28 protein-coding genes are annotated in these 23,785 nt (G+C 68.4%); 14 read left to right on the top strand and 14 right to left on the bottom strand.

Annotated features, from left to right (window positions below):
* The first annotated feature begins 13 nt into the window (after positions 1-13).
* Positions 14-196 carry a hypothetical protein gene (locus tag ABEA07_RS21810; protein ID WP_345540470.1) on the top strand — a complete coding sequence of 61 codons (183 nt, stop codon included), beginning with the start codon at positions 14-16 and terminating at the stop codon, positions 194-196.
* A gap of 132 nt (positions 197-328) precedes the next feature.
* On the opposite strand, the gene dmeF is transcribed toward ABEA07_RS21810, so the two are convergent.
* Positions 329-1,282 (bottom strand): CDF family Co(II)/Ni(II) efflux transporter DmeF, encoded by a 954-nt coding sequence (gene dmeF / locus ABEA07_RS21815; protein WP_345540471.1) that lies wholly within the window; start codon positions 1,280-1,282, stop codon positions 329-331.
* Between the two features lie 6 nt (positions 1,283-1,288).
* Positions 1,289-2,344: a Holliday junction branch migration DNA helicase RuvB gene (gene ruvB, locus ABEA07_RS21820; RefSeq protein ID WP_345540472.1), complete on the bottom strand. Its 1,056-nt coding sequence runs from the start codon at positions 2,342-2,344 to the stop codon at positions 1,289-1,291.
* 115 nt (positions 2,345-2,459) lie between these two features.
* Here ruvB and ABEA07_RS21825 point away from each other — a divergent pair, with 115 nt between their 5' ends.
* Genes ABEA07_RS21825 through ABEA07_RS21850 form a run of 6 tightly spaced genes read left to right on the top strand, consistent with a single transcriptional unit; the run spans position 2,460 to position 8,254 of the window.
* A complete protein-coding gene (locus ABEA07_RS21825; protein WP_345540473.1) occupies positions 2,460-3,077 on the top strand; it encodes a CDP-alcohol phosphatidyltransferase family protein in 618 nt (205 codons plus the stop codon).
* A 21-nt stretch (positions 3,078-3,098) separates the two neighbouring features.
* Complete coding sequence (locus tag ABEA07_RS21830; protein WP_345540474.1) at positions 3,099-4,865, top strand: bifunctional alpha/beta hydrolase/class I SAM-dependent methyltransferase; 1,767 nt, start codon at positions 3,099-3,101, stop codon at positions 4,863-4,865.
* On the top strand, positions 4,862-6,187 hold the full coding sequence (locus ABEA07_RS21835) for a phosphatase PAP2/dual specificity phosphatase family protein (protein ID WP_345540476.1): 1,326 nt from the start codon (positions 4,862-4,864) through the stop codon (positions 6,185-6,187). Before ABEA07_RS21830 ends, ABEA07_RS21835 begins: the two co-directional genes overlap by 4 nt.
* A complete protein-coding gene (locus ABEA07_RS21840) occupies positions 6,180-6,614 on the top strand; it encodes a hypothetical protein (RefSeq protein WP_345540478.1) in 435 nt (144 codons plus the stop codon). The genes ABEA07_RS21835 and ABEA07_RS21840 overlap by 8 nt, the downstream gene beginning before the upstream one ends.
* Entirely contained in the window at positions 6,611-7,291 is a 681-nt protein-coding gene (locus tag ABEA07_RS21845; RefSeq protein ID WP_345540480.1) for a lysophospholipid acyltransferase family protein, read from the top strand. The genes ABEA07_RS21840 and ABEA07_RS21845 overlap by 4 nt, the downstream gene beginning before the upstream one ends.
* Before the next feature lie 9 nt (positions 7,292-7,300).
* Positions 7,301-8,254, top strand: a complete 954-nt coding sequence (locus ABEA07_RS21850) for a phosphatidate cytidylyltransferase (RefSeq protein WP_345540481.1) — start codon at positions 7,301-7,303, stop codon at positions 8,252-8,254.
* 332 nt (positions 8,255-8,586) lie between these two features.
* Here ABEA07_RS21850 and ABEA07_RS21855 read toward each other — a convergent pair whose 3' ends face one another.
* A complete protein-coding gene (locus ABEA07_RS21855; protein ID WP_345540482.1) occupies positions 8,587-8,856 on the bottom strand; it encodes a hypothetical protein in 270 nt (89 codons plus the stop codon).
* Positions 8,857-8,991: 135 nt separating this feature from the next.
* Positions 8,992-9,564, bottom strand: a complete 573-nt coding sequence (gene ruvA, locus ABEA07_RS21860) for a Holliday junction branch migration protein RuvA (protein ID WP_345540484.1) — start codon at positions 9,562-9,564, stop codon at positions 8,992-8,994.
* 31 nt (positions 9,565-9,595) lie between these two features.
* On the opposite strand from ruvA, the gene ABEA07_RS21865 reads away from it, so the two are divergent.
* Positions 9,596-10,543: a PhoH family protein gene (locus ABEA07_RS21865; RefSeq protein WP_345540486.1), complete on the top strand. Its 948-nt coding sequence runs from the start codon at positions 9,596-9,598 to the stop codon at positions 10,541-10,543.
* Complete coding sequence (gene ybeY / locus ABEA07_RS21870) at positions 10,543-10,995, top strand: rRNA maturation RNase YbeY (RefSeq protein ID WP_345540488.1); 453 nt, start codon at positions 10,543-10,545, stop codon at positions 10,993-10,995. The genes ABEA07_RS21865 and ybeY overlap by 1 nt, the downstream gene beginning before the upstream one ends.
* On the opposite strand, the gene dtd is transcribed toward ybeY, so the two are convergent.
* Positions 10,996-11,436 carry a D-aminoacyl-tRNA deacylase gene (dtd, locus tag ABEA07_RS21875; RefSeq protein WP_345540489.1) on the bottom strand — a complete coding sequence of 147 codons (441 nt, stop codon included), beginning with the start codon at positions 11,434-11,436 and terminating at the stop codon, positions 10,996-10,998.
* Positions 11,433-12,377 carry a cation diffusion facilitator family transporter gene (locus tag ABEA07_RS21880; RefSeq protein WP_345540491.1) on the bottom strand — a complete coding sequence of 315 codons (945 nt, stop codon included), beginning with the start codon at positions 12,375-12,377 and terminating at the stop codon, positions 11,433-11,435. Before ABEA07_RS21880 ends, dtd begins: the two co-directional genes overlap by 4 nt.
* A gap of 116 nt (positions 12,378-12,493) precedes the next feature.
* On the opposite strand from ABEA07_RS21880, the gene ABEA07_RS21885 reads away from it, so the two are divergent.
* The gene (locus tag ABEA07_RS21885) at positions 12,494-12,985 is read left to right on the top strand and encodes a FecR family protein (protein ID WP_345540492.1); all 492 of its coding nucleotides are present in this window, start codon (positions 12,494-12,496) and stop codon (positions 12,983-12,985) included.
* Positions 12,985-13,593: an OmpA family protein gene (locus tag ABEA07_RS21890; RefSeq protein ID WP_345540494.1), complete on the top strand. Its 609-nt coding sequence runs from the start codon at positions 12,985-12,987 to the stop codon at positions 13,591-13,593. Before ABEA07_RS21885 ends, ABEA07_RS21890 begins: the two co-directional genes overlap by 1 nt.
* Before the next feature lie 34 nt (positions 13,594-13,627).
* Here the strand turns inward: ABEA07_RS21890 and tyrS are convergent, their stop codons facing one another.
* Positions 13,628-14,860 carry a tyrosine--tRNA ligase gene (gene tyrS, locus ABEA07_RS21895; RefSeq protein ID WP_345540495.1) on the bottom strand — a complete coding sequence of 411 codons (1,233 nt, stop codon included), beginning with the start codon at positions 14,858-14,860 and terminating at the stop codon, positions 13,628-13,630.
* Positions 14,861-15,018: 158 nt separating this feature from the next.
* On the opposite strand from tyrS, the gene ABEA07_RS21900 reads away from it, so the two are divergent.
* Together ABEA07_RS21900 and ABEA07_RS21905 are read left to right on the top strand one after the other, a co-directional pair.
* A complete protein-coding gene (locus tag ABEA07_RS21900; RefSeq protein WP_345540496.1) occupies positions 15,019-16,368 on the top strand; it encodes a peptidoglycan DD-metalloendopeptidase family protein in 1,350 nt (449 codons plus the stop codon).
* A 38-nt stretch (positions 16,369-16,406) separates the two neighbouring features.
* Positions 16,407-17,522: an anhydro-N-acetylmuramic acid kinase gene (locus ABEA07_RS21905; RefSeq protein ID WP_345540497.1), complete on the top strand. Its 1,116-nt coding sequence runs from the start codon at positions 16,407-16,409 to the stop codon at positions 17,520-17,522.
* Positions 17,523-17,527: 5 nt separating this feature from the next.
* Here the strand turns inward: ABEA07_RS21905 and mdtD are convergent, their stop codons facing one another.
* The 4 genes from mdtD to rplM form a co-directional block, all read right to left on the bottom strand.
* The gene (mdtD, locus tag ABEA07_RS21910; RefSeq protein WP_345540498.1) at positions 17,528-18,949 is read right to left on the bottom strand and encodes a multidrug transporter subunit MdtD; all 1,422 of its coding nucleotides are present in this window, start codon (positions 18,947-18,949) and stop codon (positions 17,528-17,530) included.
* A gap of 47 nt (positions 18,950-18,996) precedes the next feature.
* Positions 18,997-19,362, bottom strand: a complete 366-nt coding sequence (erpA, locus tag ABEA07_RS21915) for an iron-sulfur cluster insertion protein ErpA (RefSeq protein ID WP_345540500.1) — start codon at positions 19,360-19,362, stop codon at positions 18,997-18,999.
* Between the two features lie 129 nt (positions 19,363-19,491).
* Positions 19,492-19,884 carry a 30S ribosomal protein S9 gene (gene rpsI, locus ABEA07_RS21920; RefSeq protein WP_086923710.1) on the bottom strand — a complete coding sequence of 131 codons (393 nt, stop codon included), beginning with the start codon at positions 19,882-19,884 and terminating at the stop codon, positions 19,492-19,494.
* A gap of 11 nt (positions 19,885-19,895) precedes the next feature.
* Positions 19,896-20,327, bottom strand: a complete 432-nt coding sequence (gene rplM, locus ABEA07_RS21925; protein ID WP_345540502.1) for a 50S ribosomal protein L13 — start codon at positions 20,325-20,327, stop codon at positions 19,896-19,898.
* A 253-nt stretch (positions 20,328-20,580) separates the two neighbouring features.
* Here rplM and ABEA07_RS21930 point away from each other — a divergent pair, with 253 nt between their 5' ends.
* A complete protein-coding gene (locus tag ABEA07_RS21930; RefSeq protein WP_345540503.1) occupies positions 20,581-21,483 on the top strand; it encodes a 23S rRNA (adenine(2030)-N(6))-methyltransferase RlmJ in 903 nt (300 codons plus the stop codon).
* Between the two features lie 6 nt (positions 21,484-21,489).
* Here ABEA07_RS21930 and ABEA07_RS21935 read toward each other — a convergent pair whose 3' ends face one another.
* From ABEA07_RS21935 to ABEA07_RS21945, 3 genes are read right to left on the bottom strand one after another with little or no spacing between them, the layout of a single operon-like run.
* On the bottom strand, positions 21,490-22,182 hold the full coding sequence (locus ABEA07_RS21935) for a septal ring lytic transglycosylase RlpA family protein (protein WP_345540505.1): 693 nt from the start codon (positions 22,180-22,182) through the stop codon (positions 21,490-21,492).
* Positions 22,179-23,012 (bottom strand): methylenetetrahydrofolate reductase [NAD(P)H], encoded by an 834-nt coding sequence (gene metF / locus ABEA07_RS21940; protein ID WP_345540507.1) that lies wholly within the window; start codon positions 23,010-23,012, stop codon positions 22,179-22,181. Before metF ends, ABEA07_RS21935 begins: the two co-directional genes overlap by 4 nt.
* The gene (locus ABEA07_RS21945; protein ID WP_345540508.1) at positions 22,990-23,772 is read right to left on the bottom strand and encodes a TlyA family RNA methyltransferase; all 783 of its coding nucleotides are present in this window, start codon (positions 23,770-23,772) and stop codon (positions 22,990-22,992) included. Before ABEA07_RS21945 ends, metF begins: the two co-directional genes overlap by 23 nt.
* Between the last annotated feature and the right edge of the window lie 13 nt (positions 23,773-23,785).

A 23,785-nucleotide genomic window follows, 5' to 3' on the forward strand; every position in this document is an offset into this window, starting at 1 on the left:
GAGAATTCATCGCATGCGCCTTGATCGCAATCCTGCATCCGAGGAAGAGCCCGACAGCAGCAGGCTTGCCCCGCTCAATCCAGCCCATCTGACGCATGAACCGGTGCGCCGGGGCTGGTCGTGGACACGTTTCTTCGGCGGGGCGGTCTTGGGGACGCTGGTGGCCGAGATCTTCCGGCGCCTGGCGGGTCTGTAGGGGATTGCAGAAGTCCGGCCCCATGCTTCGGTCGCCGGGCGACGGGGCCAGGCTGCCAGCGGCACTTTGCACGCCGCCGATCCGGTGCCGTGAAACCTCTGACGGAGCCGCGGGTACCGGCGGGGCCGAAGGTCACCCGTCCGCCCGGCAGCGGTGGATCTCGATGGTCGAGTGCCGTATTTCCTCGTGCATGGCGAAGGTGGCGCGCACGTCATCGGGCGTCAGCATCGCCGAATGCGTGACGACGCTGAGGGCACAGGCATAGGCGCCCTGGCCCACGCGCCACACGTGCAGGTCGGCGATGCGGGTTTCCGAAGCGGCCAGGCCTTGCTCCACGCCCTCGCGGATCTCCTCGACCACCGGGTGGTCCATTTCGCGGTCGAGCAGCACCTTGCCGGTCTCGATCAAAAGGCCCCGCGCCCAACTCGCCACGAGCACCGCGCCGACGATGCCCATCACCGGATCGAGCCAGGCCCAGCCGTAGAGCCAGCCGCCGGCCAGCGCGAGGATGGCAAGCACGGAGGTGGCGGCATCGGCGATCACATGCAAGTAGGCCGAGCGCAGGTTCAGGTCGTGGCCGTGCGCATGGCCATCGTGGCCGTGATGGTGGTGCTCGTCGTGGTGATGGTGGTGCGCTCCGCCCAGCAGCTTCGCGCACAGCAGGTTGATGACCAGGCCGAAGGCCGCCACCCCCATCGCCTCCCGGTAGTGGATGGGCGCGGGTGACCACAGGCGCTCCAGCGAGCCGACCACCATCATGACCGCCACGCCCAACAGGAACATCGCGCTGGCGAAGCCGCCCAGCACCTCGATCTTCCAGGTGCCGAAGGCGAAGCGGCGGTCGCCGGCATAGCGCCGGGCGGCCGCATAAGCGAAGGCGCTGAGCCCGATCGCCACCGCGTGCGAGCTCATGTGCCAGCCGTCGGCCAGCAGCGCCATGGAGTTGAACCACCAGCCGGCGCCGATCTCCAGCAGCATCGTGGCCGCGGTGATCCACATCACCAGCCGGGTGCTGCGCTCGGCGGCGTGGCGGTCTTCCTGGAAGCGATGCTCGTGCTGCCAGCCGCTCAGATCATGTGTGTGCATGGCGTGTCAGTTTCCGAACATGTCGCCGTCGCGCTGCGGCGCGGCGACCCCCAGGTGCCGGTAGGCGGCCAGCGTGGCGATGCGGCCGCGCGGCGTGCGCTGCAGGTAGCCCTGCTGGATCAGGTAGGGCTCGATGACGTCCTCGATGGTGCCCGGCTCCTCGCCGATGCTGGCCGCGATGTTGTCCAGGCCGACCGGGCCGCCGTCGAAGCGGTGGATCACCGCCTCCAGCAGCTTGCGGTCCATCAGGTCGAAGCCCTGCGGGTCGACGTCCAGCATGGCCAGCGCCTTGTTCGCCAGCTCGGCGGTGATGCGGCCGTCGCCCCTGACCTGGGCATAGTCGCGCACCCGCCGCAGGAGCCGGTTGGCGATGCGCGGCGTGCCGCGCGAGCGGCGGGCGATTTCCAGGCCGCCGGCTTCGTCGGTCGGCACCGACAGCAGGCCGGCACTGCGGTGCACGATGCGCGCCAGCTCCTCGGCCGTGTAGAACTCCAGCCGCGCCACGATGCCGAAGCGGTCGCGTAGCGGGTTGGTGAGCATGCCGGCGCGGGTGGTGGCGCCAACCAGGGTGAAGGGCTGCAGGTCCAGCTTGATGCTGCGCGCGGCCGGGCCCTCGCCGATCATGATGTCGATCTGGTAGTCCTCCAGCGCCGGGTAGAGGATTTCCTCGACCACGGGCGAGAGGCGGTGGATCTCGTCGATGAAGAGCACGTCGTTGCGCTCGAGGTTGGTCAGGAGCGCCGCCAGGTCCTTGGGCTTCTCCAGCACCGGGCCCGAGGTCTGGCGCAGGTTCACGCCCAGCTCGGCCGCGATGATGTGCGACAAGGTGGTCTTGCCCAGGCCCGGCGGGCCGAAGAGCAGCACGTGGTCCAGCGCCTCGGCGCGGTGGCGCGCGGCGCCGATGAAGATCTCCAGTTGCTCGCGCACCTTGGCCTGGCCCACGTACTCGTCGAGCAGCTTGGGCCGCAGCGCCCGCTCGATCGCCTCTTCGTTGGGCGAGGCGGGGGCGGCGGAGACCACGCGCTGCGGGGCCGGGGCGAAATCGTCGGTCTGGATGCTCATGAGCAAGGTAGGCTGGACGGACAGTTTAGTCGGCCGAACGGCCGGCCGAGCGCGCGACGACGGCCCGCGCACGCGGGCCCTGCTGCAGAATGCGCCACCGAGGAGGATGGGGTCCTTGTCCATCTACGAGCTGAAGCCACGATTCCAGGCCTTGCTGCGCCCGCTGGTGCGGCGCCTGCACGCCATGGGCGCGACCGCCAACCAGGTCACGGTCACGGCCTGCGCCATCTCGGTGCTGCTGGGCCTGTGGCTGTTCTTCGCCGCGCCCGGCCCGGCCGCCTTCGCGCTGATCCCGCTGTGGATGTTCCTGCGCATGGCCTTCAACGCGATCGACGGCATGCTCGCACGCGAACATGGCCAGCAGAGCGCGCTCGGTGCCTTCCTCAACGAGCTGACCGACGTGCTGTCGGACGCCGCGCTCTACCTGCCCTTCGCCCTCGTCGCGCCCTTCAGCCCCTTCTGGGTCGGCGCGGTGATCGTGCTGGCGGGATTGTCCGAGTTCACCGGCGCTCTCGGCCCGACCGTGGGCGCCTCGCGCCGCTACGACGGGCCGATGGGCAAGAGCGACCGGGCCTTCGTGTTCGGCGCGCTGGGCCTGTACATGGCGCTGGGCGGGCCGCTGCCGGCGTGGAGCGGCCTGCTCATGCCGATCGTGGCGGCGCTGGTGGCCTGGACCATCGTCAACCGCATTCGCCGCGCATTGGCCGAGACTGCCACGGCCCCGCGTCCCTGAAGAGCAAGAAGAAGGAAGCCGATGACGCCGACGAGCAATGCCCGCGTCCCCGAGGAGCACCATTTCCAGACGCACGACGACGTCCCCCTGTTCTACCGGCACTGGCCGGCGACGGCCCCGCGGCGCGGCGCGATCGTGCTGTTCCACCGCGGCCACGAGCACGGCGCGCGCATGGCGCACCTGGTGGACGAACTCGCGCTGCCCGACTTCGACTTCTTCGCCTGGGACGCGCGCGGCCACGGCCGTTCGCCCGGGAAGCGCGGCTTCAGCCCCGGTTTCGCCACCTCGGTGCGGGACGTGCAGACCTTCATCGAGCACATCGGCCGCGCGCACGGCGTGCCGCCGGAAGACATCCACGTCGTCGCGCAGAGCGTGGGCGCGGTGCTGGTCGCGACCTGGGCGCACGACTACGCGCCGAAAGTGCGCGGACTCACGCTCGCCTCGCCGGCCTTCAAGGTCAAGCTCTACGTGCCCTTCGCGCGGCCCGGCCTGGCGCTCATGCACAAGCTGCGCGGGCTCTTCTTCGTCAACAGCTACGTGAAGGCGAAGTTCCTGACCCACGATCCGGCGCGCATCGCCAGCTACGAGAGCGACCCGCTGATCACGCGGCCGATCGCGGTCAACATCCTGCTCGGGCTGTACGAGGCGGCCGAGCGCGTGGTCGCCGATGCCAACGCCATCACGCTGCCGACGCAGTTGCTGATCTCCGGCGCCGACTGGGTGGTGCACCGCCAGCCGCAGGAGGACTTCTTCGGCCGGCTGGGCAGCACCGTCAAGCGCAAGCTGGAGCTGCCCGGCTTCTTCCACGACACGCTGGGCGAGAAGGACCGGGCCCCGGCCGTGCAGGCGATCCGCGAGTTCGTCCTGTCGCTGTTCGACCAGCCGCCGCCGCCCGTGGATCTGCGCGCCGCCCACCTGAGAGGCGCGACCGCCGACGAGTCGGGCACCCTGGCCCAGCCGCTGCCGGCGCTCTCCCCGCGCGGCCTCTACTGGGCGCTCACGCGCGCCGGCCTGCGCTTCGGCGGGCGGCTGTCCAGCGGCGTGAAGCTGGGCCACGAGACCGGCTTCGACTCCGGCAGCACGCTCGACTACGTCTATCGCAACGAGGCGCACGGCGCCGGTCCGCTGGGCCGCACGATCGACCGGACCTACCTCGACTCCATCGGTTGGCGCGGCATCCGCCAGCGCAAGGTCCACGTGGAAGAACTGCTGCGCAAGGCGATGGAGCTGCTGGCCGAGCGGCACCGCGAGGTGCGCGTGATGGACATCGCCGCCGGCCATGGACGCTACGTGCTGGACGCCGTGCTGTCCAGCCCGGTCAAGGCCAGCTCGATCCTGCTGCGCGACTACAGCGACATCAACGTGCGGGACGGCCGCGCCCTGATCGCCGAGAAGGGATTGCAGGACATCGCGCAGTTCGTGCAGGCCGACGCCTTCGATCGCACGAGCCTCGCCGGCGTGATGCCGCGGCCCACCCTGGCCGTGGTCTCGGGCCTGTACGAACTCTTCCCCGACAACGAGGTGGTGAGCCGCTCCCTGGCCGGCGTCGGCGACGCGATGGAAGACGGAGGCTACCTGGTCTACACCGGCCAGCCCTGGCACCCGCAACTCGAGATGATCGCGCGCGCCCTCACCAGCCACCGGCAGGGCCAGGCCTGGGTGATGCGCCGCCGCACGCAAGCCGAGATGGACCAGCTGGTCGAGGCCGCGGGCTTCCGCAAGATCGACCAGCGCATCGACGAGTGGGGCATCTTTACCGTCTCCCTGGCGGTACGCACCGAGGCATGACGCCCGCGCCGCGCCCCTGGAAGCGCGCCGCCGCCTGGTTGGCGCTGCTCGGTCCGCTCTTCTATGCGAGCTATGGCTTTGCGAACTGGTGGGCCTCCACCCGCGCCTCGGTGCCGGCGCTGGTCTTCGACTGGGAGCGCGGCGTTCCCTTCTGGGCCTGGACCATCTTTCCGTACTGGACCATCAACGCCTTCTATGCCCTCTCCCTGTTCCTGGCGCGCAGCCGCCACGAGCTGGACCGGCATGCGGCGCGCCTGCTGACGGCACAGGCGGTGGCGGTGAGCTGCTTCGTCCTGTGGCCGCTGCGCTTCAGCTTCGGCCAGCCGGCCGTCGAGGGTGCGCCGGCCTTCCTGTTCGACGCGCTGCGCGGCTTCGACCAGCCCTTCAACCAGGCGCCCTCGCTGCACATCGCGCTGGCCGTGATCCTGTGGGACTTCTACCGGCGCCGCATCCACGCCGGCTGGGCCCGCGCCGTGCTGCACCTGTGGGCCTTCGCCATCTGCGCCTCGGTGCTCACCACCTGGCAACACCACTTCATCGACATTCCGACCGGCGCGCTGCTCGGCCTCGTCTGCGTGTGGCTCTGGCCGCTGGAGCGCGTGGTGGCGCTGCCGCGCGGCTGGCAGCTGGCGCGCGATCCGCAGCGCTGGAAGCTGGCGGCGCTGTACGCGGCGGGCGGCCTGCTCTTTTTCGGCGCAGCGCTGGTCCTCGGCGGCCTGGGCCTGTGGCTGAACTGGGCCGCCTTCGCGCTGGTGCTGGTCGCACTCAACTACGCGGGCTTCGGCGCACGCGGCTTCGGCATGGATCGCCACGGCCGCATGCGTTGGAGCGCACGCTGGCTCTTCGCACCCTACCGCGTCGGCGCCGCCCTCAACGCACGCTGCTGGACGCGCGGCCTGCCGGCCTCGGTGGAGGTGGCGCCGGGCGTGCGCCTGGGCCGCCGGCCCAGCCGCGCCGAATGGGAAGCGGCCGGCCGTCCCGCGCTGGTCGGCCTGTGCGCGGAGCTGCAACTGCCGCCCGTGCCAGCCGCCCGTTGCGTGCCGATGCTGGACCTGGCCTTGCCGCCGGCGCAGCAGCTGCGCCGCGCTGCCGTCGTGATCGAGGGGCTGCGCAGCCGCGGCCAGCCGGTGTGGGTCTGCTGCGCGCTCGGCTTTTCGCGCAGCGCGGCGTCGGTGGTGGCCTGGCTGGGCCTGCACGGCACGGCAGCCAGCTTCGACGCAGCCCACGCGGCCGTGCGCCAGGCGCGCCCGCAGATCGTGCTGCGCGACGGATGGCTGGCCTTGCTGGCGCAATTGACTTCCGGGAAGGTTCGCCATGAATGACGACGACCGCGCCCTGTGCGCCGCTACCGCCGGCCTGCTGCAGGCCAGCGGCGTGCTGGCCACGTGGGGCCTGGCCCTGTCACTGCTCTCTGGCCTGGTGCTGGCCCTGACCGGGCGCTCCCTGCCCTCCGCCGCCTGGACTGCCTTCGCGGTCGTGGCGCTGATGGGGCTGCCCGAGCGTTATCTGGCACTGCGCCTGCGGCTGGACGCTGCCTTGTTCGATGGGCTGGCACGGGACACGATTCCCACCGCCACCGCCATGGACCGCGCGCTGGAGACGCTTGGGCTGCGCCGCGCGGCCGATGGCCAGCGCACGCTGGCCGATCGCGTACTCGGCGCCCGCCAACTGTTGCAGCGCCACGGTTTCGCCGTGGTGGCTCAGACGATCGTCTTCGCGATGGCGCTGGCCATGCAGGACTGGAAATGAACGCGACGCCCAGCCCGCCCCGCCGTGCGGCCGCCGTCGTCGCGGCCTGGCTGATCGTGCTCTTCGCCAAGCTGCTGACCGGCGTGCGCGCCATCTGGAGCGGCACCGGCCCGAAGGCGGAGCAGACGCTCTACTTCGCCAACCACACGAGCCATGGCGACTTCGTGCTGCTATGGGCCACGCTGCCGCCCGACCTGCGCGCACTGACACGGCCGGTCGCCGGACAGGACTACTGGGAGGCCTCGCCGCTGCGCCGCTTCGTCGGCCGCGACGTGTTCAACGCCCTCATGATCCGGCGCGACGGCAGCGCCGCGCCGAGCAGCGAGGCGGCGGTCAACCCGGTCGACCAGATGAAGGAGGCGCTGCAGGCCGGCGACTCGCTGATCATGTTCCCGGAGGGCACGCGCAACATCGGCGAGGAGGTGCTGTTGCCGCTCAAGAGCGGGCTCTACCACCTCGCGCGCGCCTGCCCGCAGGTGCGGCTGGTGCCGGTGTGGATCGAGAACCTGAAGCGCGTGCTGCCCAAGGGCACGCTGGTGCCGGTGCCGCTGGCCTGCACCGTGCGCTACGGCGCGCCCATCGTGCTGCAGGAAGGAGAGGACAAGGCCGCCTTCATCGCCCGCGCCCGGGCCGCCATGCTGGACCTGCGGCCCGACTACGACAGAGAAGAGCACTGAGCCCACGCCATGACCGTGACCGCCTCCACCCATGCCACCTGGATGCTCTTCGGCGGCGTTGCCGGGGTGCTGATCCTCGCCTCGGCCATCGGCGCGCTGCTCAAGTGGCGCGTGGCGCAGGGCGGGCCTCATCCCGTGATCGACAACCTCAACGCGCGGGTCAAGGCCTGGTGGGCGATGGTGGCGGTGATCGGCCTCGCTTTCGCCTTCGGCAAGGGCGGGGTGATCGTGCTGTTCTACCTGATCTCCTTCTACGCGTTGCGCGAATTCATCAGCCTGGCCTACACCCGACGCGGCGACCACCACGCGATCGCCGTCGCCTTCTTCATCGCGCTGCCGGTGCAGTACTTCCTGATCTGGATCGAGTGGTACGGGCTCTACGCGATCTTCATCCCGGTGTATGCCTTCCTGGTCCTGCCCATCCTTGCCGCGGTGGGCGGCGATACCAAGCGCTTCCTCGAGCGCACGTCCAAGGTGCAATGGGGGCTCATGGTCTGCGTGTTCTGCATCAGCCACGTGCCGGCGCTGCTGACGCTGGAGATCCCCGGCTTCGAAGGCCGCGAACTGCTGCTGATCGCCTTCCTGGTGATCGTTGTGCAGGGCAGCGACGTGTTGCAGTACGTGTGGGGCAAGCTCTTCGGCCGGCGAAAGGTGGCACCCGAACTCTCACCATCGAAGACCTGGGAAGGCCTGGTGGGCGGGGTGGCCAGCGCCACGGCCTTGGGCGCGGCGCTCTACTGGGCCACGCCCTTCAATCCCTGGCAGGCCGCCCTGATGGCGCTCACCATCTGCGTGATGGGTTTCTTCGGCGGCCTGGTGATGTCGGCCATCAAGCGCGACCGCGGCGTCAAGGACTGGGGCACCATGATCGAGGGCCACGGCGGCATGCTGGACCGGCTGGACTCGGTGGTCTTTGCGGCGCCGATCTACTTTCATGCGCTGCGGTACTGGTGGGTGCCGTGATCGCGGTTTCCGGCCGAAACGTCAACTACTCACCACCTAAGCCGAAGCACTGCCGTCTCTACGAATCGCCATCTATTTCATTGCACTCGTATCCTCACGGTACTCCGAACGTCCTCGATCGCCACGTACCCCAGCTGCAGCGCCTTCGTCTTCCTCGATGCATCGCGTAGACAAATGCATTGGCCGTGTTCTTCCGAGCCTGCGGATGGTGGTCAACTGGAAGCCGCCGTCACGAAAGAGCACGTCACGCATGGCCAAGGTCCGCTCCACCGGATCGCTCGCGCGACCCAGCCTGGCTGTCACAGCGGCTGCCAGCGCGTCGGACGCCGCGCCTATGCCTCGACCAGCTCTGCTTGTTGCTCTTCTTGCCGTGCCGCCGCCATGACATGCCATCGGTCGACAAAGGCCTCCGCCTCCTGGCCGAGCACGGTGAGGGCCTCATCGAAACTCTGGGACGCGCTGGCGTAGGCCAGCCGTTCCATGCAAACCCCTTCGAACTGCATGAGGGCGCACCCCTCCAGGCCCTGGCCTGGCGTGGAATCGAGCGTCAGCGAGACGACCCAGCCCCGATACACGGAGATGGACGCATAAGCATTGGTCATGTGGGTTTCCTCCGGGGACTCGGCCTTCTTGTTCGAATGAAGCCGAAGCAAAGCGAGAGCCGCGGATTAAGCGGCCTGCCGCGGAATGCGTCAACTACCAGAATTGGTAGGTACGCGGGTGCGGCGCCGTGCCGCCTACTTCGCCAGCGCCTTCAAGGCCAGCTTGATTCCCTCGCCCACCGCCACGTCCTTCGGCAAGGCCTTCAGCGCCGTGGCCGCCTCCCGATCGCTGTAGCCGAGCGCCACCAGCGCCTGCAGGATGTCGGCCTGCGCATCGGTGGCAGCATGGGCCGGGGCGCCCAGCTCGGCGCCCAGCTTGCCCTTGAGTTCGAGAAGCAGGCGCTCGGCGGTCTTCTTGCCGATGCCGGGAATCTTCACCAGCCGGCCGGCCTCCTGCAGCGTCACCGCCTGCGACAGCTCGCCCACGCTCATGCCGCTGAGCAGACCCAGCGCCGTACGCGGCCCGACGCCCGAGATCTTGATCAGCTGACGGAAGGCGGCACGCTCCTCGGCGGTTCCGAAGCCATAGAGGATCTGGGCGTCCTCCCGCACCACGAAATGGGTGAGCAGCGAAACGCGCTCGCCCGGTCCGGGCAGGTTGTAGAAGGTGCTCATCGGCACATCCACCTCGTAGCCGACGCCGTTGCAGTCGACCACCACCTGGGGCGGATTGCGCTCGGCCAGGATGCCGGTGAGTTTGCCTATCATGGGTGCCCTTCTTCGAGAAAATGAAATCCGCGTGATTCTGCGACACACCTTCGCCCCGCCCAACAACACCCGTCTCTCCCACCTGTGCGGGCCGTTGGACGGGCACCTTCGGCGCATCGAGGAGGCGCTGGACGTCAAGATCGCGCACCGCCACGAGCAGTTCAAGGTCGAGGGCCACAAGACCAACGCGCAGCGCGCCATGGAAGTGCTGCAGGCGCTCTACGAGATCGCGCAACGGCCGATCGACGCTGCCGTGGTGCAGCTCACGCTCGCAGGCGACGGCTCGGTAGGCGAGGACGAGGACGGCGCCGTGACGCTGGCGACGCGGCGCACGGGCCTGAAGGCGCGCACGCCCAACCAGAGCGTCTACCTGCACAACATCGCCAACCACGACATCACGCTGGGCATCGGCCCGGCCGGTACCGGCAAGACCTACCTGGCGGTGGCCAGCGCGGTCGATGCGCTGGAACGAAGCGCCGTGCAGCGCATCGTTCTCACCCGCCCGGCCGTGGAGGCCGGCGAGCGGCTCGGCTTCCTGCCGGGCGACCTGACGCAGAAGGTGGACCCGTACCTGCGCCCGCTCTACGACGCGCTCTACGACTTGATGGGCTTCGACCGGGTACAGAAGGCCTTCGAGCGCAACACGCTGGAGATCGCGCCGCTGGCCTTCATGCGCGGGCGCACGCTCAACAACGCCTTCGTGATCCTCGACGAGGCGCAGAACACCACGCCCGAGCAGATGAAGATGTTCCTCACGCGCATCGGCTTCGGCGCGAAGGCGGTGGTCACCGGCGACGTGAGCCAGATCGACCTGCCCAAGGGACAACTGAGCGGCCTGATCGATGCCGAACGCGTGCTCAAGCGCGTCAACGGCATCGCGATCACCCGCTTCAACAGCGGCGACGTCGTGCGGCACCCCCTGGTGGCGCGCATCATCGATGCCTACGACGGCGCGCGCAAGCGAACGGCCGCCTCGTGATGGCACTGGCCGACCTGTCGCTCTCCCTGCAGTTCGCGCGCTTTCGCGACGTGGCGCGGCATCGGACTGCGCTCCCGCGGCACCGGGTCGTGCGCTGGATCCGCCATGCGCTGGACGCCGACGGCGAGATCACGGTGCGCATCGTCGATGCCGAGGAGGGACAGCAGCTCAACCGCGCGTACCGCGGCAAGGACTACGCCACCAACGTGCTGACCTTCGACTACGCGCAGGCGCCGGTCGTGATGGCCGACCTGGTACTGTGCGCCCCCGTGGTCGCACGCGAGGCGAAGGAGCAGCGCAAGACCCTGGCGGCGCACTATGCGCACCTGCTGGTGCACGGCACCCTGCACGCGCAGGGCTGGGACCACGAGACCGGCGAGGCCGATGCGCAGGCGATGGAGGCGCGCGAGATCGAGATCCTCGCGCGGCTCGGCATCCGCAACCCCTATTGACTATTGAATCTGCAGGGGAATGGTGACCGGCCCGTCGTTCACGAGCCGCACCTGCATGTCGGCGCCGAACTCGCCGGTGGCGACGACCGGGTGCGCTTCGCGCGCCTTCGCCACGAAGTACTCGTAAAGCCGCCGTCCTTCGTCGGGGGGCGCCGCCAGCGTGAAGCTGGGGCGGTTGCCACCGCCGGTGTCGGCCGCGAGGGTGAACTGGCTCACCACCAGCAGGCCGCCGCCGATGTCCTGCACGCTGCGATTCATCTTGCCGGCCTCGTCGGAGAAGATGCGCAGCCTGAGGATCTTGGACAGCATGCGGTCGGCCAGCGCATCGTGGTCGCCGCGCTCGGCACACAGCAGCACCAGCAGCCCGGGGCCGATCGCACCCACCGTCTCACCCAGGACGTCGACGCGCGCCTCGGAGACGCGCTGCAGCAATGCCTTCACGATTCGCTTTCCTCCATGCGCGTCGCGCGCGCCTCCATGCCCAAAGGCAGCAACTGGATCGTCACGCGCAGCCCGGGCACCGCATCCATCAGCGTCTGCTCCAGCATGTCGCGCAGCCTCGCAGCCCGCTGCAGCGACCAATCGCCTGGCACGTGCATGTGCAGATCCGCAAAAAGACGCTGGCCGGCGCGGCGCGTGACGATGTCGTCGAAGCGCAATTGCCGGCCTTCCGGAACGCTCGCGGCGAACTGCTCGAGCGCGCCATGCAGCAGTGCCTGCGCAGCGGGATCGAGCGCTTCGTCCATCAGGCCCTGCGCGGAGCGCCAGACCAGTTTGACGCCTTCACGCGCGATGTTGAGCGCCACGCCGATCGCCAGCACAGGATCGAGCCAGAGCCAGCCCGTCAGGCCGACCGTGACGATGCCCACCAGCACCGCCGCCGATGTCCAGACGTCCGCCATGAGGTGCCTGGCGTCGGCTTCCAACGCGATCGACCGGTGGGTGCGCGCGGCACGGAACAGGGCCATGGCCAGGGCGGCGTTGAGCCCCGAACTCAACACCGACAGCGCCAGCCCCCAGCCCAGCTGCTCCAGGGGTTCCGGCGACAGCAAACGCGCAACCGCGGCCCATGCGATGGCACCGGCCGCGGCGAAGATCAGAATGCCCTCGAAGCCGGACGAGAAATACTCGGCCTTGTGATGCCCATACGGGTGCTCTTCATCGGCCGGGCGCGCGGCGATCATGACCATGGCCAGTGCGAACATGGCGCTGGCCAGGTTCACGAAGGACTCCATCGCATCGGAGATCAGCCCCATCGAGTTGGTCAGCCAGCCGGCCGCGCCCTTGAGCACGATCGTGACCAGCGCGACGGCGACCGATGCGCGCAGCAGGAACTGCGGACTCGGGCCGCGGGGCGATGGAGAGGGAAGCTGGACTGTCAAGACGAAGTCGGAACGTGGCCGCTGGCAGGGTCGCGAATTATCGCGTCGCCGCAGGCCGCGGCGGGACGTGGCGTACGATGGGCGGCGAGTTCGAGAACCTTCCTATCGCACCACTCATGACCCGACTCATCCATGCGGCTGTGTCTGCGCTCCTGCTCACCGGCACGGCCGCACTGGCCCAGACCGCCACCAGCCCGGCACCGGGCGTCGCGTCGCCGGCCACCGAGCATGCCGGCCTCCTGAAGACCGTCCGCGGCAAGGTGCACCTGCTGGGCGCCGACGGCAACACCCGCAGCGCACAGCCCGGCGATCCCGTCGCCCCCATCGACCGCATCCAGACCGACGCCGACTCGGCTGCCAGCCTGGTGCTGCGAGACGGCACGACCCTGGTGATCGGCCCGTCCTCGCGACTCGACCTCAAGCAGTTCCACTTCGATGCGACCACGCGCGACGGCGGCCTCCTGCTCTCGCTGCTACGCGGCTCGATGCGCATGGTCACGGGCCTCATCGGCAAGACGCAGCCCGACGCAGTGCGCATCGAGACCCAGACTGCCACCATCGGCATTCGCGGCACCGACTTCATCGTGCAAGCGGACACGTCCCAGTGATGGTGCGCCGCCGCCTCGCGCTTGCCGCGTCCGTCTTCTCGGCTGCATGGCTCGCGGCCTGTTCCACGCCAACGGTGACACGGGTGGTGCTGCTGCCGCAGGCGAACGGCTCGGCCTCGGCGGTCGTCGTTCGCGGCAACAACGACACCGAGGAGACGCTCTCGCAGCCCTACCAGCGGGCGACGGCGCGCAGCCGCGGCGGCCCCGTGATCGACCGGGCCGATCCAGCCAGGCTGCAGGCCGAGCACAGGGCGCTGTTCGAGTTGATGCCCGCACCGGCGCTCCACTACACGGTGTACTTTGACACCGGCGGCGCGGTACTCACAGCCTCGTCGCAGATCGCGATGAGTGAAGCCCTCGAGGCCGCGCAGGCACGCAGCGGTGGAGACATCGTGGTGATCGGCCACAGCGACACGATCGGCTCGCAGACGCGCAACGACGACTTGTCGCGCCTGCGGGCTGGCATGGTGAAGCAGCTGTTCGTGGCGCGCGGCTTTCCGGCACATCGCATCGAGGCAGCCGGTCGCGGCGAGCACGATCTGGCAGTCCCGACGGCCGACGAGGTCGAGGAGCCGCGCAACCGGCGCGTGACGATCGAGGTCCGCTGAGAACGGCCTCGGCTCAAGCGCTCGGCGCAGGCATTCAGCTCAACGTCACGCGCGCGAACTTGCGCTTGCCCACCTGCACGACGTAGGTGCCGGCACCGAGCTTGAGTCCCTTGTCGCTGACCGCGCCCGAATCGATCCGCACGCCGCCACCGTCGATCAGGCGGTTGCCCTCCGAGGTCGAGGGCGCCAGGCCCGCCTGCTTGAGCAACTGGGCGATGCCCAGCGGCGCGCCCGCCAGGCTGACCTCCGGGATCTCATCCGGCACGCCGCCCTTGCTGCGATGGATGAAGTCCTGCTCGGCCGCTTCGGCCGCCGCGGCACTGTGGAAGCGCGCCGTGATCTCTTTGGCCAGCGCCACCTTGGCATCCTTGGGATTGCGCCCGCCCGCGACCTCGGCCTTCAAGGCCTCGATCTCGGCCAGCGAACGGAAGGACAGCAGGGTGTACCAGCGCCACATCAGCTCGTCCGAGATCGACAGCACCTTGGCGAACATGGTGTTCGGCGCCTCGGTGATGCCGATGTAGTTGTTCTTGCTCTTCGACATCTTCTCGACGCCGTCCAGGCCCTCCAGCAACGGCATGGTGAGGATGCACTGCGGCTCCTGGCCGTACTCCTGCTGGAGATGACGGCCGACGAGCAGATTGAACTTCTGGTCCGTGCCGCCGAGTTCGAGGTCGGACTTCAAGGCCACCGAGTCGTAACCCTGCATCAGCGGATAGAGGAATTCGTGCACCGAGATCGACTGCCCGGCCTTGAAGCGCTTGTGGAAGTCGTCGCGCTCCATCATGCGCGCCACCGTGTACTTGGCCGCCAGCTGGATCATGCCGCGGGCCCCCAGCGGATCGCTCCACTCGGAGTTGTAGCGGATCTCGGTCCGGGACGGGTCCAGCACCAGGCTGGCCTGGCGGTAATAAGTCTGCGCGTTGGCCTCGATCTGCTCGCGCGTGAGCGGAGGCCGGGTGCTGTTGCGGCCCGAGGGGTCGCCGATGGTGGTCGTGAAGTCTCCGATCAGGAAGATCACCTGGTGGCCCAGATCTTGCAATTGGCGCATCTTGTTCAACACCACCGTGTGGCCGATGTGAATGTCCGGCGCCGTCGGGTCCAGGCCCAGCTTGATGCGCAGCGGTTGGCCGGTGGCTTCCGAGCGCTGGAGTTTCTTGATCCAGTCTTCTTGGGGAAGCAATTCGTCCGTCCCACGAAGCGAAATTTCAAGGGCTTGTCCTACAGCTTCCGACAGACTTGTGGATGTAACAAAACCGGTTTTCATGGCTTTTTTGGGCAAGGTTCACTATGTCCGAAGCTATACTCAGCCCGACTTTTTCAAGCGCCGGATTCTAAGCGGCGCTTTTTCCGCACCGCCCTGCCCGCCGTCCGACACGGCCTTTTGCAGCGCGGATCTGCTGAACCTGAGCTGGAATTCGTAGTTTGATCAACGGCATCCTGGCCGCCGAGGAAGCGCTTGCATCCAAGGTCGCCCATACCTTCCGGACCTACCCACGGCAGATCACCGCGGCCATCGCGGCGCTGCTACTGAGTGCCGGTGGCGGTGCCTTCGCCGTCGCCTCGCTGGGGCCCGATGCCTCAGAACTCCCCGTCAAGCAGGTGTTCGAGTCCGTCAAGCCCCTGGCCTTCGAAGATCAGGTCGAGGCACTCGACACCCATGGTTTTACCCTGTTCCGCACCGAGATCACCCGATCGAGCGACACCGCCGAGGCGCTGCTGAGGCGCCTTGGCATCGCCGACGACGCGGCTGCGGCCTTCGTGCGCGGCAATGCCGAGGCGCGCACGGCCCTGCTGGGCCGCGCAGGCCGCACGGTCACGGTCGAGGCCTCGCAGGACAATACGCTCCAGAAACTCAGCGCCCGCTGGATTCCCGACAGCAATGGCGGCTTCAAGCGCTTCGTCGTGGAAAAGGTCGGCGGCAGTTTCCGCGCCCGCACCGAAACCGACGCGCTGACGCCCGGCACCCGGCTGGCCAGCGGCATCGTCCGAACCTCGCTCTTCGCGGCGACCGACGACGCCCGCATCCCTGATGCCGTGGCCAGCCAGTTGGCCGATGTCTTCTCCGGCGAAGTCGACTTCCGCTCGCTGCGCAAGGGTGACCGCTTCGCCGTCGTCTACGAGACCTTCGAGGCCGACGGCCAGACCTTGCGCACCGGGCGCGTGCTGTCGGCCGAGTTCGAGACCAACGGCAAGCTGCTCCAGGCCTTGTGGTTCCAGGAGCCCGGCCAGAAGGGCGCGTACTACCGGCCCAATGGCGACAGCCTGCGGCACGCCTATTTGAGCTCGCCGGTCGAGTTCACGCGTGTGTCCAGCGGTTTCGCGATGCGCATGCATCCGATCCTCAACAGCTGGCGCCAGCACAACGGCATCGACTTCGCGGCGCCGACCGGCACCGCCGTGCGGGCCGTTGGCGATGGCACGGTGGAATTTGCCGGCGTGCAGAGCGGTTACGGCAACATCGTCATCGTCAACCATCGCGACAACCAGCAGACGGCCTACGCGCACCTCAGCCGCATCGACGTTCGCGTCGGCCAGACGCTGAGCCAGGGCCAGACCGTCGGTGCGGTCGGCTCCTCCGGCTGGGCCACCGGGCCGCACCTGCACTTCGAGTTCCGGGTGAATGGTGAATACCGCGACCCGACCACGATTGCGCAACAGGAAGGCGGCGCCCCCATCTCCCCCGCTGCGCGCCCGGCCTTCGAGCGCCTGGCGCTGGCCACCCGCACCGAGCTGTCGGCGGCCTTCTCCGTGGTCCAGGCGAGCGCCGACTGAGTTCGTCTCTCCAGTTCATCGCTCCTCTTCGCGCCGGGATGGCTGAGGAACTCTTCATCGGCCTGATGTCCGGCACGTCGCTCGACGGCGTGGACGGCGTCCTGGCCCACTTCTCCGACGAGCGGATCGCGGTCAAGGCCCATGCCGCCGCGAGCTTTCCGGTGTCGCTGCGCGCCGAGTTGATGGCGCTCAATACCCTCGGCGGCGACAACGAGTTGCACCGCGCCGCCTTGGCCGGCAACGGGTTGGCGCGCGTCTATGCGGGCGTGGTCGAGCGTCTGCTGGCCGATACCGGCACCTCCGCCGGCGCCGTGACCGCGATTGGCGCGCATGGCCAGACCGTGCGGCATCGACCCGGCGAGTTCGACGACGTGGGCTACACGCTGCAGATCAACAACCCCTCGTTGGTCGCGGAGCTCACCGGGATCTGCGTGGTCGCCGACTTCCGCAGCCGCGACGTGGCGGCCGGAGGCCAGGGCGCACCGCTCGTGCCGGCCTTTCACCGGGCGCTGTTCGCGCGCGGCGACCAGGCGGTGGCGGTGCTCAACCTGGGCGGCATCTCCAACCTGAGCCTGCTGCCGGCCGGCGCCGGCACGGTGCTGGGTTTCGACTGCGGACCGGGCAATGCGCTGCTCGACCACTGGTGCCAGAGCCACATCGGAAAGCCTTTCGACACGGGCGGCCACTGGGCTGCCAGCGGCAAGGTCTTGCCCGATCTGCTCTCGCGTTGCCTGGCCGACCCCTATTTCGCCAAGGCTCCGCCCAAGAGCACCGGCCGGGACCTCTTCAACCCGGCCTGGCTGGCCGCCCACCTCGGCAACGCTGCCAGCCAGCCGGCCGACGTGCAGGCCACGCTGGCCGAGTTGACGGCCATGGTCTGTGCGACGGAGTTGCAGCGCCATGGCGAGCACATCGGCACGCTGATCGTCTGCGGCGGCGGCGCGCTCAACGATCACTTGCTGTCCCGGTTGCGGGCCTTGCTGCCGGCGGTGCAGGTTCTTTCCTCGGCCGAACGCGGCCTGCCGCCGCAGCAGGTGGAGGCGGCGGCCTTTGCCTGGCTGGCGCGCAGCACCCTGCGGCGCGAGTCGGGCAACCTCGCCAGCGTGACCGGCGCCCGCGGCGCGCGCGTGCTGGGCGCGATCTACCCCGCCTGACTGCGCTAGCGCTGGCCCGAGACCTCGGGCTCCTCCGGCTGCACCGAACGTGCATGCGGCGGCAGGTGCCAGAAGATCAGCGCCGAAGCCACCGTGATCAGCCCCATGCTGGCAAAGGTCGCCTGGAAAGCATGCAGGGTCGCCGGCGCGCTTGCATGGCCGAACACCTCGCCGTAGCCGGCCAGCACCACACTCGAGGCTGCCACGCCCAGGCTCATCGCCAGCATCTGCACCATCGACAGCAGGCTGTTGCCGCTGCTGGCCATGTCCTGGTCGAGGTCGCGCAACGTCACCGTGTTCATCGCGGTGAACTGGAGTGAGTTGACCGCGCCGAAGACCAGGAGCTGGAGGATGCGCATCGCCACCGGCTGCTCGGGCGTTGCCAGGCCGAAGCTGGCCATCGTGATCCCGACCAGCGCGGTGTTGACCACCAGCACCCGGCGGTAGCCGAAGCGCGTGATGAGCGGTGTCGCCACCCGCTTCATCGCCATGCCGGCCAGCGCGATCGGCAGCATCATGAGCCCCGCGTGCAGCGGCGTGTAGCCCATCGAGACCTGCAGCAGCAGCGGGATGAGGAATGGCATGCAGCCGCTGCCGAGGCGCGCGAACAGGTTGCCGAGCAGGCCGATGCTGAGCGTGGGGATGCGAAAAAGCGCCGGGTCGAACAGCGGATCGGGACGCCGCAGAGCGTGCAGCCAGTAGGCCGTGATGCTGGCGAAGCCGAAGACCAGCAGCAGCAGCACGCCAGCCTCGCGCAGGCCGAGGCTCGAGACCCCATCCAGCGCCAGCGAGATCGAGACCATGCCGAACGCAAGCATGGCGTAGCCGGCGCCGTCGAAGCGGCGACGCAGCAGGGCGCGCAGATCAGGCATCAGCCGCAGGGTGACGATGCAGCCTGCCAGTCCCACGGGCACGTTGATCAGGAAGATCCAGTGCCAGGAGGCGTACTGCACCAGCCAACCGCCTAGCGTGGGGCCGAGCAGCGGGCCGATCAGCCCCGGGATGGCGACGAAGCTCATGGCGGCCAGGAATTCGGCGCGTGGCACCGTCCGAAGCAGCGTCAGCCGGCCCACCGGCAGCAGGAAGGCACCGCCCATCCCCTGCAGGACGCGCGCCGCGACCAGTTGCCCGACGTTGTGCGACAACGCGCAGGCCACCGAACCGATGACGAACAGCACGATGGCGGCGAAAAACACGCGCCGGGTGCCGAAGCGGTCGGCGATCCAACCCGAGGCAGGGATCAGCATCGCCATCGTGAGCGAATAGGCCACCACCACCGACTGCATGCGCAACGGGCTCTCTCCCAGGCCGGCCGCCATGGCAGGCAGGGCCGTGTTGATGATGGTGGCATCCAGCGTCTGCATGAAGAAGCCGACGGCCACGAGCCACAGCAGGCTCTTGCGCGTGGAGGATGTGGTGGTGCTCATGAACGAGAAAGCCGCCCGAAGGCGGCTTTCGCAAGAGTCTGGGATGGTCAGGCCGAGAAGCTGGACCCGCACCCGCAGGTGCTGGTGGCGTTGGGGTTCTTGATGACGAACTGGGCGCCCTGCAGGTCTTCCTTGTAGTCGATTTCGGCGCCGACCAGATATTGGTAGCTCATGGCGTCGATCAGGAGCGACACGCCGTTCTTCGTCATCGTGGTGTCGTCCTCGTTCACGATCTCGTCGAAGGTGAAGCCGTATTGGAAGCCGGAGCAGCCACCACCCTGTACGAAGACACGCAGCTTGAGATCGGGGTTGCCCTCTTCGGCGATCAGGTCGGCTACTTTGGCGGCCGCGCTGTCCGTGAAGACGATCGGGTCGGGCATCTGGTTTTGAACGTTGTCGGCAACGGCACTCATGGGGGAAACTCCTGTGGAGAGGCCGAACGCAGCGGCCAGAAAGCAAATGCTACTGCAATCACCAAAAAGCCGCCCGAAGGCGGCTCTTTGACAGTGCAGGCAACATGCCCAACGCGATCGGTGGGCCGATCAGCGCTTCGAGAACTGCTTGCGGCGGCGCGCGGAGTGCAGACCGACCTTCTTCCGTTCCACTTCGCGGGCGTCGCGGGTCACGAAACCGGCCTGGCTCAGCACGGGCTTGAGCGAGGCGTCGTAGTCGATCAGCGCACGGGTGATGCCGTGGCGGGTCGCGCCGGCCTGGCCCGATTCGCCACCGCCAGCCACGTTGACCATGATGTCGAAGGTTTCGACGTTGTCGGTCAGGTACAGCGGCTGCTTGGCGATCATGATCGAGGTTTCGCGGCCGAAGAACTCGGTGATGTCCTTGCCGTTGACCGTGATCTTGCCGGAGCCCTTCTTCAGAAACACGCGGGCGACGCTGGATTTGCGACGGCCGGTGCCATTGTTCCATTCACCAATCATTCGGAAGCTCCTTAGATTTCCAGCGCTTTGGGCTGTTGGGCGGTGTGCGGGTGCTCGGCGCCGCCGTACACCTTGAGCTTCTTGATCATGGCGTAGCCCAGCGGACCCTTGGGCAACATGCCCTTGACGGCCTTCTCCAGGGCGCGGCCCGGATGCTTGGCTTGCATGTCGCGGAAATTGGTGGCGGTGATGCCACCCGGGTAGCCCGAGTGGCGGTAGTACACCTTGTCGAGCGGCTTGGCGCCGGTGACACGCAGCTGGGCTGCATTGATGACGACAATGTAGTCGCCGGTATCGACGTGAGGCGTGTAAATGGCCTTGTGTTTGCCGCGCAGACGGAGAGCAACTTCGCTGGCTACTCGTCCGAGGACCTTGTCGGTCGCGTCAATCACAAACCACTCGTGCGTCACGTCAGCGGGTTTTGCGCTGAACGTCTTGGTCATGAGTTTTCCGGGAGGAAAGAGGTTTGGCGGGCCCTTTTCCACGGTCGGTGTTCCTCTTTCGGGAACCTCTTAGGTGGGAGATGACCTTCGCCGCGGGGCCGCAAAAACGCTGCGAAGCCCGAGATTATATGAAATTCCGACCCGGGCCGGCAAATCGACGACATCGAGGGCCCTGGCGGTCAGAATAGCGCCCCAGGGCGCACAGGGTCTCTCTGACCTCGGCCATCCCCCACTCATACCAGGCACCTTATCCATGTTCAGCTACCGCCATGCCTTCCATGCCGGCAATCACGCCGACGTGCTCAAGCACACGGTGCTGATTGCCGTGCTCGACCACCTGCTGGAGAAAGAAACCGCGCTCACCGTGGTCGACACGCACGCCGGCGCTGGCCTGTACCGGCTCGACGGCGACTACGCGGGAACCAGTGGCGAGGCCGCCGAAGGCGTGCTGCGCCTGATGGCGCCGCAGACCCAGTCGGACGACGCGGCGCCGCTGGCCGACGCACTGGCACGTTACCTGGCGGTGGTACGGGACTTCAACCCCAAGGGCGGTGCACGCATTTACCCCGGATCACCCTTCATCACCCACCACCTGCTGCGCGAGCAGGACAAGCTCAAGCTGTTCGAGCTGCATCCCACCGACGCGCGCACGCTCGCCGCGAACATCGCCCAGCTGGAGGCCGGGCGCCAGATCGCCGTCCTGCGGGAGGACGGTTTCGGCAGCGCCACCAAGTTCCTGCCGCCGCCTTCGCGCCGGGCCCTGGTGCTGTGCGACCCCAGCTACGAGATCAAAAGCGACTACGGGCGCGTGCTCGACTTCATCGGCGCAGCGCTCAAGCGCTTCGCCACCGGCAGCTACGCGATCTGGCATCCGATCATTCCGCGGCCCGAGGCGCACGACCTGCCGCGCCGCCTCAGGACGCTGGCCACCAAGGCCGGCAAGCCATGGCTGCACGCGACGCTCACGGTCAAGTCCAGCAAGATCGTGACGGACGCCACGGGGGCGCAGCACCGTCCGGGCCTGCCGGCCAGCGGGATGTTCCTGATCAACCCGCCCTACACGCTCAAGGCACAGCTCGCCATCGCGCTGCCCCAGATGGCCGCGCGCCTCGCGCAGGACCGCCACGCGGCGTTTTCGCTCGACGCCGGCGTCTGACCCGCGTCAGCGCCGCATGCGGGGTGGCACCTCGCGCACGGCGCGTGCGCGGCGGGAGGTGGATTCTCTTTCGGGCTTGGCGACAGCCGCCTCCGGCAGCGGCGCATCGAAGACATCCGGGTCCAGCGCAGCATCGCCGCAGCGCATGCCGTTTCTGTCCATGATCGAGAGCGCCACCTGCTTGATCCCCATGCCCAGCATCCCAAGGGACTCGGCCGCGGCCTGGCTCAGGTCGATGATGCGGCCGGCCGCGTAGGGACCGCGGTCGTTGATGCGCACCATGACCTCCTTGCCATTGACCAGGCTGCGCACGCAGACCCGGGTATTGAAAGGCAGTGTCTTGTGCGCCGCGGTCATCGCCATCATGTTGAAGCGCTCGCCGTTCGCCGTCTTGCGCTGATGGAACTGGATGCCGTACCACGACGCGCCGCCCCGCTCGAAGATCTCGCGCGAGCCCGGGTCGCCGGGTACGCCGTCGTCCTCCCCCAGGCCCGATACCGCCAGGTCATAGCGCACCGAAGGCACCTGCGACCGCGGCGGTGCGCCGGGCGGGAGCGCAGGCTGCCGTGCCAGCGGACGCAGGCCGGTGCCGGGCACCTCGCTGGCCGGTTCGGACGGCTTGGGCGGCGTCGTGCAGGCCGCCAGCGTGGCCGCCGCCAGCACCAGCGCCGCACTTTGCGCGAGGCGCCCCCCCTTCATCCGCCCCAGCCCAGCCGCTTCAGCAACGCGAGCGTCGCCACCGACTGGTTCATGGTGTAGAAGTGCAGCGCCGGTGCGCCACCCGCGCGCAGGCGTTCGCACAGATCGGTCACGACGTCAAGACCGAAGGCCTTGATCGAGGCGGTGTCGTCGCCGAAGCCCTGCAGCCGCAACCGGATCCAGCGCGGGATCTCGGCACCGCAGGCATCGGAAAAACGCATCAATTGCGTGGAGCTGGTGATCGGCATGATGCCGGGCACGATGGGCGTGTCCAGCCCGAGCCGGCGCACCTCGCCGACGAAGCGGAAGTAGGCCTCGGGGCTGAAGAAGTACTGGGTGATCGCGGAGTCGGCCCCGGCGCGCACCTTGGCCGCGAAGGCCTGCAGGTCGGCCTCGGGCGAGCGCGCCTGCGGATGGACTTCGGGATAGCAGGCCACCTCGATGTGGAAATCGTGCCCGGTCTCTTCGCGGATGAAGCCGACCAGGTCGCTCGCATAGTGGAACTCGCCGCCTATCCCGTAGCCGCTGGGCAGGTCGCCGCGCAGCGCAACCAGGCGCTTGACACCCATGCTCTTCAGCTGCGCCAGTTGCTCGAGCACCGTGCTGCGGGTAGCGCCGATGCAAGAGAAGTGACAGGCCGCATCGATGCCCTCGTCCAGGATTTCGCGCACGGCGCCGAAGGTACCGGCCTGCGTGGACCCGCCGGCGCCATAAGTCACCGAGCAGAACTCGGGCCGGTGCGCATACAGCTGCTGCCGCACAGCGCGCAGCTTGACCACGCCCTCGGGGGTCTTGGGCGGAAAAAACTCAAAGCTCAACGGAAGGCGCACGGCCGGCTCCTGGTGTTCCGCTCGCGGGAGCGGCATGAATGAAGAATTCGCGGTTGCCGTCGCCACCTGCGATCGGGCTGTCGAACCAGCCCCGCACCTGCAGGCCGAGCGCCTTGCAAGCCGTGCGCAGGCGCTGCTCGACCACCGCGTAGAGCGCGGCATCGCGCACGATGCCGCGCTTGCCGATCTGCGCCGGCTGCAGCTCGAACTGCGGCTTGACCAGCATCAGAAGTTCGCCCTCGCTGGCCAGCACGGGCTGGAGCGAGGGGAGCACGAGCGTCAGGGAGATGAAGGACAGGTCACCCACGATCAGGTCGAAGGGCGCACCGCCCAGGGTCGAGGCGTCGAGCGCACGCGCGTTCACGCCTTCGAGGGCGGTCACGCGCGCATCGCCGCGCAGCCGGGGGTGCAACTGTTCATGCCCCACGTCCACGCCCACCACGTGGCGGGCACCCTGTTGCAACAGGCAATCGGTGAAGCCGCCGGTGGACTGCCCGACGTCGAGGCACCGCTTGTCTCTCACGTCGATGCCAGCGGCAACCAGCGCGCCCTCGAGCTTGAGCCCGCCGCGTGAAACGTAGCGCGTCTCGCCGGCATCGGCCAGCTCGAGTTCGGCATCCACCGGCACCTCCTGGCCGCTCTTGCCCACGCTGCGCCACTGCGCACCGTCGCGCCAGCGCAGCCCGCTTGCGATCAGCCGCGAGGCCTGCGAGCGCGACGCGGCCAGGCCGCGTTCGACGAGCAATTGGTCGGCGCGCACGGCGCTGCGCCTT

The organism is Variovorax defluvii, from assembly GCF_039541515.1.
In the GTDB taxonomy this organism is placed as follows: Bacteria; Pseudomonadota; Gammaproteobacteria; order Burkholderiales; family Burkholderiaceae_C; genus Variovorax; species Variovorax defluvii.